Annotated in this window: 10 protein-coding genes; 9 read left to right on the forward strand and 1 reads right to left on the reverse strand. The window is 64.4% G+C overall.

Going from position 1 to position 14,398, the window contains the following annotated elements; genetic code table 11:
* Nucleotides 1–12: 12 nt before the first annotated feature.
* Nucleotides 13–918: a segregation and condensation protein A gene (locus A7D16_RS13440; RefSeq protein WP_064633490.1), complete on the reverse strand. Its 906-nt coding sequence runs from the start codon at nucleotides 916–918 to the stop codon at nucleotides 13–15.
* A 367-nt stretch (nucleotides 919–1,285) separates the two neighbouring features.
* Here A7D16_RS13440 and A7D16_RS13445 point away from each other — a divergent pair, with 367 nt between their 5' ends.
* The 9 genes from A7D16_RS13445 to A7D16_RS13485 all read left to right on the forward strand — a co-directional run bounded on the left by A7D16_RS13445 (nucleotide 1,286) and on the right by A7D16_RS13485 (nucleotide 14,366).
* Entirely contained in the window at nucleotides 1,286–1,585 is a 300-nt protein-coding gene (locus A7D16_RS13445; protein ID WP_064633493.1) for a YciI family protein, read from the forward strand.
* Nucleotides 1,582–1,851 carry a BolA family protein gene (locus A7D16_RS13450; protein WP_064633495.1) on the forward strand — a complete coding sequence of 90 codons (270 nt, stop codon included), beginning with the start codon at nucleotides 1,582–1,584 and terminating at the stop codon, nucleotides 1,849–1,851. Before A7D16_RS13445 ends, A7D16_RS13450 begins: the two co-directional genes overlap by 4 nt.
* A gap of 387 nt (nucleotides 1,852–2,238) precedes the next feature.
* Nucleotides 2,239–3,261, forward strand: a complete 1,023-nt coding sequence (locus A7D16_RS13455; RefSeq protein ID WP_064633498.1) for a LacI family DNA-binding transcriptional regulator — start codon at nucleotides 2,239–2,241, stop codon at nucleotides 3,259–3,261.
* 135 nt (nucleotides 3,262–3,396) lie between these two features.
* Complete coding sequence (locus A7D16_RS13460; RefSeq protein WP_064633501.1) at nucleotides 3,397–6,375, forward strand: TonB-dependent receptor; 2,979 nt, start codon at nucleotides 3,397–3,399, stop codon at nucleotides 6,373–6,375.
* 101 nt (nucleotides 6,376–6,476) lie between these two features.
* The gene (locus A7D16_RS13465; RefSeq protein ID WP_064633506.1) at nucleotides 6,477–8,114 is read left to right on the forward strand and encodes a glucoamylase family protein; all 1,638 of its coding nucleotides are present in this window, start codon (nucleotides 6,477–6,479) and stop codon (nucleotides 8,112–8,114) included.
* 3 nt (nucleotides 8,115–8,117) lie between these two features.
* Entirely contained in the window at nucleotides 8,118–9,488 is a 1,371-nt protein-coding gene (locus A7D16_RS13470) for a sugar ABC transporter substrate-binding protein (protein ID WP_064633509.1), read from the forward strand.
* Entirely contained in the window at nucleotides 9,485–10,369 is an 885-nt protein-coding gene (locus A7D16_RS13475; RefSeq protein WP_095522379.1) for a carbohydrate ABC transporter permease, read from the forward strand. The genes A7D16_RS13470 and A7D16_RS13475 overlap by 4 nt, the downstream gene beginning before the upstream one ends.
* Nucleotides 10,366–11,202: a carbohydrate ABC transporter permease gene (locus tag A7D16_RS13480; protein ID WP_047694944.1), complete on the forward strand. Its 837-nt coding sequence runs from the start codon at nucleotides 10,366–10,368 to the stop codon at nucleotides 11,200–11,202. Before A7D16_RS13475 ends, A7D16_RS13480 begins: the two co-directional genes overlap by 4 nt.
* A 26-nt stretch (nucleotides 11,203–11,228) precedes the next feature.
* Nucleotides 11,229–14,366 (forward strand): discoidin domain-containing protein, encoded by a 3,138-nt coding sequence (locus tag A7D16_RS13485; protein ID WP_064633515.1) that lies wholly within the window; start codon nucleotides 11,229–11,231, stop codon nucleotides 14,364–14,366.
* Nucleotides 14,367–14,398: the final 32 nt, after the last annotated feature.

Raw genomic sequence — 14,398 nt, forward strand, 5'->3', positions numbered from 1 at the left:
CGGTGATCGGCTTCAGAGGGGTTCGTTGGCGGCATCGCTGTCGTCGAATTCGCTGGAGAATTGCAACGGCGCATTGGTATTGCCCAACGCCAGCGACTTCACGTAGATCGGCGCCAGCGGCGCTTCCTGCACGATGTCCAGCAACTGCTCCTTGGCCAATTCGAGCAGCGCCAGGAAGGTGACCAGCACGCCGAGCTTGCCTTCTTCGGCAGTGAACAGCGACTCGAAACGGTAAAACTTGCCATCGTCCAGGCGGCTCAGCACATCGCCCATGCGCTGGCGCACGCTCAGCGCCTCGCGCTTGATCGCATGGCCGGTGAACAGTTCGGCGCGCTTTAGCACGTCGTACAGCGCCATCAGCATTTCTTTCAGTTCCACCGGCGGCGGCAGCTTGACCGCAGCGCGCTCCGGCAAATGCACCTGCACCGGCGCGCTGTCGCGGCCCATGCGGGGCAGGGTGTCCAGATCCTCGGCCGCCTGCTTGAAGCGTTCGTATTCCTGCAACCGGCGGACCAGCTCGGCACGCGGGTCGTCCTCTTCGCCTTCCTGGCTGGGAGGGCGCGGCAACAACATGCGCGATTTGATCTCGGCCAGGATCGCGGCCATCACCAGGTATTCGGCGGCCAGTTCGAAACGCAGCTCCTGCATCACATTGATGTAGTCCACGTATTGCCGGGTGATCTCGGCGACGGGAATATCCAGGATGTCCAGGTTCTGACGGCGGATCAGGTACAGCAATAGGTCCAGCGGGCCTTCGAAGGCATCCAGGATGACTTCCAGCGCGTCCGGCGGGATATACAGATCCTGCGGGATCTGCAGCACCGGTTGCCCATGCACGACCGCCAGCGGCATTTCCTGCTGCTGTGGCGGCGCGCTCGTGGCTGGCGGAGTCGCGACGTGCGCGAGTTCGGAATTCATCAGGTCGACATCGGGTCTTACGGTCGCCGGCCGCGGTCTTAAGCCGCGCCTGCAGGGCTTTGCCTTGAGTTATTGCGATCAATGTCGTGCCCGTGCCGGCACGATCCAACAAATTTACATACGCCAATCGACATGCAAGCAGGCGCCGCGTGGCATGCGGCGACGGAACAGCGAGGAGGTCGTCTACGCGGGCCGGCGGTGGGCAGCGAATCGGTCGTCGAGAAGGGCGTTGAGCCTGGGCCGACGGGCCGCTGCGTCCGGTTGCGTGTGCAGTGGTGCCAAGGGTAATGCGTGCGCGGGGGCGGTGTCCAGCGCCGACGCGGCTAGAATCGCGAGAGTGATCTTCAAGTCTTGGATGAGGTGGCGTGTGTGGTACGTAATCGAAGGGTATGACCGGGCCGACGCATTGGCCGCGCGGCAGCAGGCGCGGCCGGCGCATCTGGCGCGTTTGCAGGCGCTTGCGGCCGCGGGCCGGCTGCTGGTGGCGGGCCCGTGCCCGGCCATCGATGCCGAAGATCCGGGCCCGGCCGGTTTCAGTGGCAGCGTGGTGATCGCCGAATTCGACGTGCTGGAGGATGCACGCGCCTGGGCCGATGCCGACCCGTATGTGGAAGCGGGCGTGTATACGCGCACCGAGGTCCGTCCGTTCCGCCGGGTACTGCCATGAGCCGGGTCGAGCAGATCCGCGCGGCATTGCAGGCGGCATTGGCCCCCACCGAGCTGGAGGTCGTGGACGACAGCGCCCGGCATGCCGGCCATGCCGGCGCGCGCGACGGGCGTGGGCATTTCAATGTGCGCGTGGTCAGCGCCGCCTTTACCGGCAAGCCGCCATTGGCCCGGCACCGTGCGGTCTATGCGGCAGTGGGCGAGATGATGCAGACCGATATCCATGCCTTGTCGATCGAGGCAATTGCGCCTGACGAGGCGGTTTAAGCCGAATCGAGAAGACCAAACACCGTCGTGGGAGTGCCCTGGGGCGCGACGGGCCTTACCGGTAAAGCCCGTTGCGCCCCGCGCTCGTCCAGGTCATGAGCACTACAAACTAGGGCGCCCCTGAGCTCGACTGCCTCACCGGTAAGCCATCCGTCGCTCCTAATCAAGGTATCGGCCCAACCCAAGCGTGATCGCCGTTCTACTTCGCGTGTGGATCCATGGGCGCGCATTTGTTGCGCCGCAGCACATTGCTTCACGCCTTCATCACCTGCAGCTATTTGATCTGTAAGCGTTTTCAATGATGTGAAGACAGGGGTTTACGCCCGCTTATGAAAACGCTTACAGTCCGCGCCAGTTTGGGGAACTCGGTCGCGGAGGGCGACAGGAATGGCCAAGGGTGCGGTCACCATCAAAGATGTCGCTCGGGAAGCGCAGGTCTCCGTTGCAACGGTGTCGCGTGCGCTCAACGGGCACGACAACGTCGCCGCGCCGGTGCGCCAGCAGGTGCTGAAAGTGGCCGAGCGGCTGCGTTACAGCCCGCACGCGGCCGCGCGCAGCCTGAGCAGCCGACGCTCGCAGACCCTGGGCGTGGTGCTGCCGGATCTGTATGGCGAGTTCTTTTCCGAATTGATCCGCGGCATCGACGGTGCGGCGCGTGCGGCCGGCCAGCACTTGCTGGTGTCCAGCTACCACGGCGACCCGGAAGCCCAGGGCAGGGCGCTGCGCTCGATGCGTGGGCGCGTGGATGGCTTGCTGGTGCTGTCGCCCTATGCCGAGCAGCCGGGCTTCCTTACCGACAACCTGCCGCAGTCGCTGCCGACGGTGTTGATCAATGCGCACCTGCCGGGTGCCGACTACCCGGTATTGAGTATCGACGACCATGCCGGTGCCATGGCCATGACCGAGCATCTGCTGCGTGCGGGGCACCGCCGCATCGCCTTCATCGGTGGCCCGGCGCTGAACTTCGATGCGCGCGAACGACTGCGCGGCTTCCGCGATGCGCTCGCGGCGCACGGCGCGCAGGCGCAGGGCGTGGAGTACCCGGGCGACTTCGACGAAGCCTCCGGCCATCGCGCCGGGCTGGCGATGCTGGCGAAGGGCACGCTGCCGGATGCGGTGTTCGCCGCCAACGACATGACCGCGCTGGGCTGCCTGTACGCCTTCGCCCAGGCCGAGGTGTCGGTGCCCGGCGACGTGGCGCTGGCTGGTTTCGACGATATTCCGTTGGCCCGTTTCGTCCACCCGGCGCTGACCACGATGCGGGTCAGCATTGCCCGGCTGGGCGAGCAGGCGATGACCCGGCTGATGCGCCTGGTCGAGACACCGGGCCGCGATGACGGCATCCGCCAGCTGCTCACCCCCGAACTGGTGATCCGCGCCTCCTGCGGCGCCGGCGAGCCTGGTCCCTGACCTTGCCGGCCCTGCGTTGTCGGGCCGCCGACCCTTTCGCGGGCGTTCTGTCCGCTTCCGCTGCCTCCCAGCGGCTGTTCCTGCACCACTGCACTGCCACAACAACAATCTGTACCGATCCCTGGAGGGACGACCATGCGCCACCACCACCCCCATTCCGCCCGTCCGGCACGCAAACTGCTCAGCTGCGCGCTGGCCAGTTGCCTGCTGCTCGGCGCCGCACCGGCCTTCGCGCAGAGCACCGCTGCGACCATCCGCGGCCAGGTCACCGTTGATGCGGCACCTGCCGCGCAGGCGCAGGTCACTGCCACCAATCTGGCCACCGGCCTGACCCGCACCGTGCAGGTCAGCAACGGCGGCTATTCGGTTGGCGGCCTGCCGCCGGGTTCGTACCGTATCGATGTCACCGCCGACGGCCAGACCAGTTCGCAGAACGTCACCGTGCAGGTCGGCCAGACGGCGACCCTGAACCTGGGTGTCGGTGGCACACCGGCCACGGCCGACGGTGGTAACGCCACCACGCTGGACGCAGTGCAGGTGAAGGCGCCGCCGGTGCTGGTGGAAACGCGCACCTCCGAAAACGCCACCTACATCTCCAACGTGCAGATCCAGAACCTGCCGCGTGCCACGCGCAACTTCCTGGAACTGGCCGACACCGTGCCGAACGTGCAGTTCACTCGCGACGCCAACGGCACCACCAAGGTACGCTCGGGCGCCACTTCGGCAGAAGGCACCAATGTCTATATCGACGGCGTGAGCCAGAAGAACTACGTGCTGACCGGTGGCGTCAGCGGCCAGGATTCCAGCCGCGGCAACCCGTTCCCGCAGTCGGCGATCGGCGAATACAAGGTCATCACCTCCAACTACAAGGCCGAGTTCGACCAGGTCAGCGGCGCGGCCATCGTGGCCTCGTCCAAGTCCGGTACCAACGATTTCCACGGTAGCTTCTTCTGGGACACCAGCAACGACGGCTGGCGCGAAGAGAGCCCGCTGGAGCAGAAGGCCGGCGTGCGCGACGACTTCGAGGAAACCCAGTACGGCGCCACCTTCAGCGGCCCGATCCTCAAGGACAAGGCGCATTTCTTCATCGCCTATGAAGCCAAGGAATACACCACCCCGAACGTGGTGATCCCCGGCTCGATCTATTCCGACCGCGTCGACCAGCTGCCTGCGCAGCTGCAGCCGCTGGTGGTCACCTCCAGCACGCCGTTCAAGGAAGACCTGTACTTCGGCAAGATCGACTGGACCATCGGCGACAATCACCTGTTCGAGCTGACCGGCAAGTACCGCAAGGAAGACGAACTCAACGACGTCGGCAGCACCTCGACCTACGAACACGGCAGCATCAACGGGCAGGAAGAAAAGCGCGCCAACCTGCGCTGGCAGTACAGCGGCGCCAACTTCCTCAACGAAGCCAACCTGAGCTACGAGAGCGCGTTCTGGAACCAGGCGCCGATCAACAACGGCAACGGCTACATCCTCAGCTACGCACCGGTGCGCGGCAACGAGACCGACGTGCTGGCGGCGGGCGCGGGCAGCAGCTTCCAGCGCAAGGGGCAGAAGGGCTGGACCTTCCAGGACGACCTGACCTTGAACAGCCTGGAATGGCATGGCGCGCACACCGTCAAGATGGGCGTGAAGTTCAAGAGCATCGATCTGGATTCGACCCAGTTCAACCCGGCCAACCCGCAGTACTACTACAACATCCTCACCGACGTGGAAACGCCGTACCGCGTGCGCTTCGGCGCGCCGCTGGTGGAAGGTGGCGGCTCGGTGGTGTCCAAGAACAAGCAGTACGGCATCTACCTGCAGGACGACTGGGAGGTCAACGAGCACTGGACCCTGAACCTGGGCGTGCGCTACGACTACGAAGAAACCCCGGCATTCCTGGACTTCGTGACCCCGTCGGACGTGGCCGGTGCACTGCAGAACTGGCCCAACCTGCAAAACGCCAACTACAACATCAACAACTTCATCAGCACCGGCAACAACCGCAAGGCATTCAAGAATGCCTGGCAGCCGCGTCTGGGCGCCTCGTACGACCTGTTCGGCGACCAGGCGCATGTGATCTATGGCGGCGCCGGCCGTGCCTACGATCGCAACATCTTCGATTACCTGGCCCTGGAACAGCTCAACAACTCCTTCAAGTCGTATAGCTATTACTTCACCAGCGCCAACAACGGCGCGTGCCTGGGCGACCCGTGCACGGCGTGGAATCCGGCCTACAACACCCAGGACGGGCTCGATGCACTGGCGGCGACCAGCGCTGGCGGCGGTGGGCGCGAGATCTATCTGATCGACAACAACATCAAGACGCCGTACTCCGACCAATTCAGCATCGGCATGCGCAACATGGTGCCGCTGTGGGGCCAGGACTGGTTCACCGACGTAACCCTGAGCCGCATCGAGAGCCACGACGGCTTTGCCTTCGTGCGCGGCAACCGCCTGCCGGACGGCACCTTCTTCCAGCCGGGCACCACCTCGGGCGTGCCGACCGACGGCCCGGACGGCTACAGCGCCATCGTGCTGGGCACCAATGGCGTGGAAACCCGCAACAACCAGCTCGCCCTGCAGATCGAAAAGCCCTTCGATGAAGCATCCGGCTGGGGCCTGACCGTGGCCTACACCTATTCCGATGCCAAGGAGAACCGCCAGTTCGGCGAGCATTACGCGCTGGACCGCGAACGCGTCGAAGACTATGGCTGGCGTGAGGCCGGCGGCATCGCCAAGAACCGCCTGGTGGTGACCGGTATCTACGAGCTGCCGTACGAGATCAAGCTGTCCGGCAAGCTGTCGCTGGCCAGCCAGACCGCGCGCTATGGCCAGAATTGCCTTGCCGGCAACGACCAATGCGACATCATCCAGTTCAAGCCGGATGGCACGCTGGGCTACAAGGAATTCAGCATCGCCGCCAATAAAGAATGGGATACCGGCGGCGGTGTCAAATTCAACGTGCGTGCGGATATCCTCAACGTGTTCAATTGGGTGAACTACGCCAACTTTAACGGCGAGACCGGGACACTCGGAGACTTGAACACGGCTTACGGCACACCGACCGGTGTGCTGGCGTCGCCGATGCGCACCTTCCGTCTGGCCTTCGGCCTGAACTGGTGAGGTGCTCGACCGCTCTGGCAGATGCCAGGGCGGTCGAACTCGGCGCTTGGATAGGGTAGGTTGGCGTGCGAGATGTAATCGATTACACAAGTGGGGGGCGGATGGACAGGGGCAACACGTCGCATTGGTTGATGATTTCACTCTTGCTGGGTGCGCTGGTACTGGCGTCCTGCAAGCAGGCCGAGGAACCCAAGGTGGCCGAAAAGAAGGCGCCGGTAAAAGTCATTCTGGTGGAAGCGCAACTGCCGCCCAAGCCGGTCAAGCCGCCGCTGCCGCCGCTGTTTTCGGATATCGAGCGCCGTACCTTCCAGTTTTTCTGGGACACCACCAACGAACTCAACGGACTGGCGCCGGATCGGTTTCCGTCGCGCCCGTTCGCCAGCATCGCCTCGGTCGGCTTTGCGCTCACCGCGTATCCGATCGGCATCGAAAACGGTTGGGTCAGTCGCAATCAGGCGATCGACCGCACCCTGACCACGCTGAAATTCTTCCGCGACGCGCCGATGGGGCCGCAGAAGACCGGTCGCGCAGGCTACAAAGGTTTCTACTACCACTTTCTGGACATGCAGCAGGGCAACCGTTACGACAGCTGGGTCGAGCTATCGAGCGTGGACACCGCGCTGCTGATGATGGGCGTGTTGTTCACCCAGTCGTATTACGACGGCGACGACCCGCGCGAAAAGGAGATCCGCCAGATTGCCGACACGCTCTACAAGCGCGTGGACTGGCGCTGGCTGCAACAGCGTGCGCCGCTGATCTCGATGGGCTGGTTCCCCGAAAGCGGCTTCATCGACCACGACTGGATGGGCTACAACGAGGCGATGATGCTGTACATCCTTGCGCTGGGCTCGCCCACCCACGGCGTCGACCCGGAAGCGTGGACCAGCTGGACCCGCACCTACAACAACGACTGGGGCGTCTACCAGGGCCAGGAATACCTGTCCTTCGGCCCCTTGTTCGGCCACCAATACAGCCATGTCTGGATCGATTTCCGCGATATCCAGGACCAGTACATGCGCGAACGCGGCATCGACTATTTCCTCAACAGCCGCCGCGCCACCCTGGCGCAGCGCGACTACGCCATCGACAACCCGATGAAGTGGAAGGACTACGGAGAAAACGTCTGGGGCCTGACCGCCGGCGACGGCCCGCAGAACACCAGCCAGGAATACCGTGGCGAGCAGCGCCAGTTCCGCCATTACTCCTCGCGCGGCGCCGGCCTGCGCGAGAACTTCGACGACGGCACCATCGCACCGACCGCGGCCATCTCCTCGATCGTGTTCGCCCCGGAAGTGGTGATCCCGGCCACCGAGGAAATGCACAAACGCTACGGCGACTTCCTGTATTCCAGCTATGGCTTCCTGGATTCGTTCAACCCCAGCTTCAACTACGACATCCCGCTCAAGACCGGGCGCATGGTGCCGGACCGCGGCTGGGTGGCCAGCGACTACATCGCCATCGACCAGGGCCCGATCCTGGCGATGATCGCCAACTACCAGAACGAATTCGTCTGGAACGTGATGAAGAAGAACGCCTACATCCGCGCCGGCCTGGAACGCGCCGGCTTCACCGGTGGCTGGTTGACGCCGGAAGGCGAGCCGCAGCAGGCGCCGCAAAAAGATGAGCAAAAAGCCGCCGCACGCGCGCTGGGCATGGCCGAATCGCGCGCCGCCGCCGCCCAGGCCCAGCAAGACCCCTCGCAACGCCAAAACTCCACGCAACGCCCCAAACCCGAGTAATCCGTGCGCCTTTTGAAACTGTTGATGTTGGCCGCCGCCCTGTGTGCAGGTGCGGCGGGATGTGACCGCTCCGATCCGGCCAAGACCACCGTGCGCTTCTGGGCGATGGGCAAGGAGGCCGAAGTGGTGGCCGAGCTGGTGGCCGACTTCGAGAAGCAGAACCCGGACATCCAGGTCGATGTGCAGAACATCCCGATGACCGCGGCACACGAAAAGCTGCTGACCGCCTTCGCCGCGGACGGCCTGCCGGATGTATGCCAGCTCGGCAACACCTGGCTGCCGGAATTCGCCTTGCTGGATACGCTGGAGCCGATGCAGCCGTTCGTGGCGCGCTCGAAGATTGTTGACCAAGCCGACTATTTCCCCGGTGTGTGGGACACCAATGTGGTCGATGGCACCTTGTACGGGGTGCCGTGGTATGTGGATACGCGCCTGCTGTTCTACCGCAAGGACCTGCTGCGCGAGGCCGGCTACAGCGAAATGCCCAAGACCTGGGCCGAGATGGAACAGGTGATGGCCGCGATCAAGCGCAAGGTCGGCCCGGACCGCTTCGCCATCCTGATGCCGCTCAACGAATTCGAGCAGCAGCTCTCGTTTGCGTTACAACAGGACGACCGCCTGCTGCGCGACCACGACAATTACGGCAACTTCCGCGGCGCCGGCTTCCGCAAGGCGCTGGCGTTCTACGACGGCATGTACCAGAAGGGCTGGGCGCCGAAGGTGTCCGAGACCCAGGTGTCCAACGTCTGGTACGAATTCTTCAACGGTTACTACGCGTTCTATCTGTCCGGCCCCTGGAACGTGCGCGAGTTCAAGCTGCGCCAGCCGCCGGGCATGGAAGGCAAGTGGGGCACCGCGCCGTTGCCGGGTCCCAATGGCCTGGGCGCGGGCATTGCCGGCGGCTCCAGCCTGGTGATCTTCAAGTCGTCCCAGCACAAGGACGCCAGCTGGAAGCTGATCGAATACCTGTCGCAGCCGCAGGTACAGGCGCGCTTCCACGCCATCATCGGCGACCTGCCGCCGCGCCGCAGTACCTGGAAGCTGCCGTCGTTGGCCAACGACGAACTGGCGCATGCCTTCGGTGACCAGCTCGAGCGGGTCAAGGCCACGCCCAAGGTGCTGGAGTGGGAGCGCATCGTGCAGGAAATGCGCCTGGTGACCGAACGCGTGGTGCGCGGCGGTCAATCGCACGAAGCCGCCGTGCAGGAGCTGGATCAACGCGTGGACGACATCCTGGCCAAGCGCCGCTGGATTTTTGAACAGGAAGGCGGGCATGTCGGCCCGGCCGGTGGATCGGCCACACCCGCAGTGACGCCGTCTGCTGCAGAAACCGTCACGCCAGCCGCCGCCGCGGGCCGGGGAGCCGCACGATGATGAAGCGCAATTCCGTCGCCGGCTGGGTGTTCGCCGCGCCGTCGATCATGGTGCTCGGCATGTTCTTCGGCGTGCCGGTGTTTGCCGCGCTGGTGCTCAGTGTCACCGACTTCGACCTGTACGCACTGGCCGACAGCAGCCATCTGCGCTTCGTCGGTCTGGGCAATTACATCGAGCTGCTGCAGACGCCGCTGTTCTGGAAGTCGTTGTGGAACACCACGTATTTCGTGCTGCTGGGCGTGCCGATGTCGATCGGTTTGTCGCTGGGCGCGGCCCTGCTGCTCAACGCCAAGGCCTCGCGCTTCAAGGCGCTGTTCCGCACCGCCCTGTTCGCCCCGGTGGTGACCACGCTGGTGGCGGTCGCGGTGATCTGGCGTTACCTGTTCCACATCAAATATGGCCTGGTGAACTTCGGCCTCAGCCATCTGGGCATCGCTCCGATCGACTGGCTGGGCGACCCGCGCTGGGCAATGCCCACCATCATGCTGTTCGCGGTGTGGAAGAACTTCGGCTACAACATGGTGATCTTCCTGGCCGGGCTGCAGGCGATCCCGCAAGACCTGTACGAGGCCGCGCGCATCGACGGCGCCTCGCGCTGGAAGCAGTTCCTGCACATCACCTTGCCGATGCTCGGCCCGGTGTTGATGGTGGTCGGGGTGATCACCATTTCCGGCTATTTCCAGCTGTTTGCCGAACCCTACGTGATGACCCGCGGCGACCCGCTGCAAAGCACCGTCAGCGTGCTGTATTTCATGTTCGAAGAAGGCTTCAAATGGTGGAACCTCGGCCGTGCATCGGCGGTGGCGTTCCTGTTGTTCCTGATCATTCTGGCGGTGACCACCGTGATGTTGCGCTTTGGCCGCAAGAAGGACCTGATATGAGCCGTGATGTCGGCGAGTCGCGCTGGAATGCCGTGCTGGTCAACGGCGGCCTGCTGGTGCTGGCCCTGATCAGCCTGGCGCCGCTGCTGTGGATGCTGTCGGTGTCGTTCATGCCCACCGGCGAGGCCAGCCGGTTTCCGCCGCCGATGCTGCCCTCGGCGTTTACCACCGCCAATTACCACGAGCTGTTCGCACGCACCGGCATGGCGCGCAACTTCGCCAACAGCCTGCTGGTCTCCGGGCTGATCACGCTGGGCTCGCTGCTGATCAACACCATGGCCGGCTACGCGTTCGCCAAGCTGCAGTTCGTCGGCCGCGAGCGCATCTTCAAAATCCTGATGGCCGCGCTGGTGATCCCGGCGCAGGTGGCGATGCTGCCGCTGTTCCTGTTGATGAAGCAGCTGCATCTGGTCAACAACATCGGCGGGGTGGTGGTGCCGGCGCTGGCCACGGTGTTCGGCATCTTCCTGGTGCGCCAGTACGCGCGCAGCATTCCCGATGAATTGATCGAAGCCGCACGCATCGATGGCGCCAGCGAAATGCGCATCTTCTTCCAGATCGTGCTGCCGATGCTCAAGCCGGTGTTGGTCACCTTGACCATCTTCACTTTCATGGGTTCGTGGAACGACTTCATGTGGCCGCTGATCGTGCTGACCGACCAGGAGCAGTACACCTTGCCGGTGGCGCTGGCGGCGCTGTCGCGCGAGCACATCATGGATGTGGAGCTGATGATGGCAGGTGCGGTGGTGACGGTGATTCCGGTGCTGCTATTGTTCCTGGCGCTGCAGCGTTACTACATTCAAGGTCTTCTGCTGGGGAGTGTGAAGGGGTGAAACCGATCGTTCGGGCAGTGCTTGCCATGGCCGCCGTTGCCAGTGGTGCGGGCGTGGCGCAGGCGCAGGAGCGTGTGCTCGACGGCTTCAACGACATCGGCGCCTGGCGCCTGGTGGTGTCCAACCAGGTCAGCGGCTCGCTGCGCACGGTGGCGACGCCTTCCGGTGGGCGTGCCTTGTGCCTGGACTACAACTTCAACGGCGTCTCCGGCTATGTCGGCATCCGCCGCACGCTGCCGCTCGACTACCCCGAGAACTACCGCATCGGGTTTTCGCTGCGGGGCGAATCGCCGTCCAACGATCTGCAGCTCAAGCTGATCGATGCCAGCGGCGACAACGTGTGGTGGGTCAACCGGCCGGGCTTCAATTTCCCGAAGAACTGGACCACCTTCAACTACCGCAAGCGCAATATCGAAAAGGCCTGGGGGCCTGGTGCGGACAAGCAACTGCGCAGCAGCGCGGACGTCGAGTTCACCGTCTACAACAAGGTGGGTGGCAAGGGCTCGGTGTGCTTCGACCGCCTGACGCTGACCCCGCTGCCGCCGGAAGACACCTCGCCGCTCAAGGCCGAAGCGATCACCGATACTGCGCCGGCCTTGGAGCAGCGCCTGGCCGATGGCAAGCCCGACACCTTCTGGCTCAGCGGGGCGGTCAAGCAACAGACCGTCACCCTGGATCTGGGCAAGCTACGCGAATTCGGTGGCGCGGTGGTGCAGTGGGTGCCCGGCCTGCAGGCCTCGCAATACGCGGTGCGTGCATCGGCCGATGGCCGCAGTTGGCGCGATCTGCGCACCGTCAGCGCCGGTGCGGGTGGTACCGATTGGCTGGCGTTGCCCGATACCGAGGCGCGCTACCTGCGCTTGGACCTCAAGGACGGCCCCAACTGGCGCTATGGCATCAAGGAAGTGCAGCTGCAGCCGTTGGCATTTGCGGCAACGCCGAATGATTTCATCAAGTCGCTCGCCGCACAGCTGCCGCGCGGCAGCTACCCGCGCGGGTTCTCCGGCGAGCAGCCGTACTGGACCATCATCGGTCTGGACGGCGGTACCGAGCAGGGCCTGATCGGCGAAGACGGTGCAGTGGAAGTGGGCAAGGGCGGTTTCAGCATCGAACCGTTCGTGGTCACCGGCGGCAAAGTGCTGCATTGGTCAGACGTCAGCAGCGAGCAGAGCCTGCAGGACGACTACCTGCCAATCCCCAGCGTCGACTGGCATCACGACCTGATGAATCTGCGCGTCACCGCCTTCGTACAGGGCACGCCGGATCAGGCGCAACTGGTCGCGCGCTATCAGCTGCATAACACCGGCAAGCAGGCGCGTGATTTCACCCTGGCCCTGGCGGTGCGTCCGTTCCAGGTCAACCCGCCGTCGCAGTTCCTCAACACCCTGGGGGGCGTCAGTCGTATCGAACAACTGGGGGTGGACGGCGCTCAGGTCAGCGTCAACGGCAAGCCGCGTGTGTTCGCCGTGCAGCGGCCGGATGCCGGCTTTGCCAGCGCCTTCGACAGCGGCATGGATGTCAGCCATCTCACCGCCGCCACGCCGCCCACCGTCACCCAGGTCAAGGACGAAACCGGCCTGGCCTCGGGCGTGCTGCTGTATCGCTGGACGCTGGAGCCCGGGCAGACGCGAGACGTGGCGCTGGTGATCCCGCAGACCGGCGCCGCGGAACTGCCCGCCGGTTTCGATGCCGATACGGCGCAACAAAAAGTGGCGCAGCAATGGCGCGGCAAGCTCGATCGCGTGCGCATCAGCGTGCCGGCCGAAGGCAAGCCGGTAGTCGATACCTTGCGTACGGCACTGGCGCACATGTTGATTTCGCGCATCGGCCCGCGTCTGCAGCCGGGCACGCGCTCGTACTCGCGCAGCTGGATCCGCGACGGCGCGATGATTTCCGAAGGGCTGCTGCGGCTGGGTCGCGAAGATGTCGTGCGCGACTATGTCGACTGGTTTGCGCCGTTCCAGTTCGCCGACGGCATGGTGCCGTGCTGCGTGGACGACCGCGGTAGCGACCCGGTGCCGGAAAACGATAGCCATGGCGAGCTGATCTACAACATCGCCGAGTACTACCGCTATACCGGCGACAGGCCTTTCCTGGAAAAGATGTGGCCGCACGTCACCGGCGCCTACGACTACATGGAAAAGCTGCGCGCCAGCGAACGCACCGAAGACAACTTCATGCGTAATCCGGCCTTCTACGGAATGATGCCGGTGTCGATCAGCCATGAGGGCTATTCGGCCAAGCCGGTGCATTCGTACTGGGACAACTTCTGGGCGCTGCGCGGCTACAAGGACGCCACCATGCTGGCCGGCGTGCTCGACAAGCCCGATGAGGTCGCTCGGTTCGGTGCCGCACGCGATGAGTTCAGTGGCGACCTGATCGCCTCGCTCGGTGCAGCGGTGCGTCAGCACAACCTCGATTTCCTGCCAGGCTCGGCCGAGCTGGGCGATTTCGACGCCACCTCCACCACCATCGCGCTGACCCCGGGGGGCGAGCAGCAGCGCCTGCCGCAGGAGTTGCTGACCAACACCTTCGAGCGCTACTGGAAGGAGTTTTCCGACCGCCGCGACGGCAAGCGCGAATGGAAGGACTACACGCCGTACGAGTGGCGCAACGTGGCTGCCTTCGTCCGGCTGGGCTGGCGCGAGCGTGCCTGGGACGCGACTGCGTTCTTCTTCAAGGACCGCGCGCCGCAGCCCTGGAACCAGTGGGCCGAAGTGGTTTCGCGCACCCCGCGCACGCCGTTCTTCGTCGGTGACCTGCCGCACGCCTGGGTGGCCTCGGACTTCGTCCGCTCGGTGCTGGACATGTTTGCCTACACCCGCGAATCCGACCAGAGCATCGTGATTGCCGCCGGCACGCCGACGCGCTGGTTCGAGGGCAAGGGTATCGGTATTGCCGAACTGCGCACGCCGTATGGCCGTCTCAACTACAGCTTGCAGCGCAGCGAGAAACAGCTGCAACTGCAGCTGCAACCGGGCTTGCTGATGCCGCCGGGTGGTGTGGTGTTTGCGTGGCCTTACCAGGGCGAACCGGGCAAGGCCAGCGTCAACGGCGAATCGGTCGAGTGGCAGAACGGCGAGCTGCGCATCCAGCAACTACCGGCCACGGTGCAGATCGATGTGCCCAGCGCGGTGCGGCGGGCCGAGAAGGCCGCGCAATGATCCGCACGCCTTGTCAGGGACGGGCAGGGCAG

Source organism: Xanthomonas nasturtii, from assembly GCF_001660815.1.
Classification (GTDB): Bacteria; Pseudomonadota; Gammaproteobacteria; order Xanthomonadales; family Xanthomonadaceae; genus Xanthomonas; species Xanthomonas nasturtii.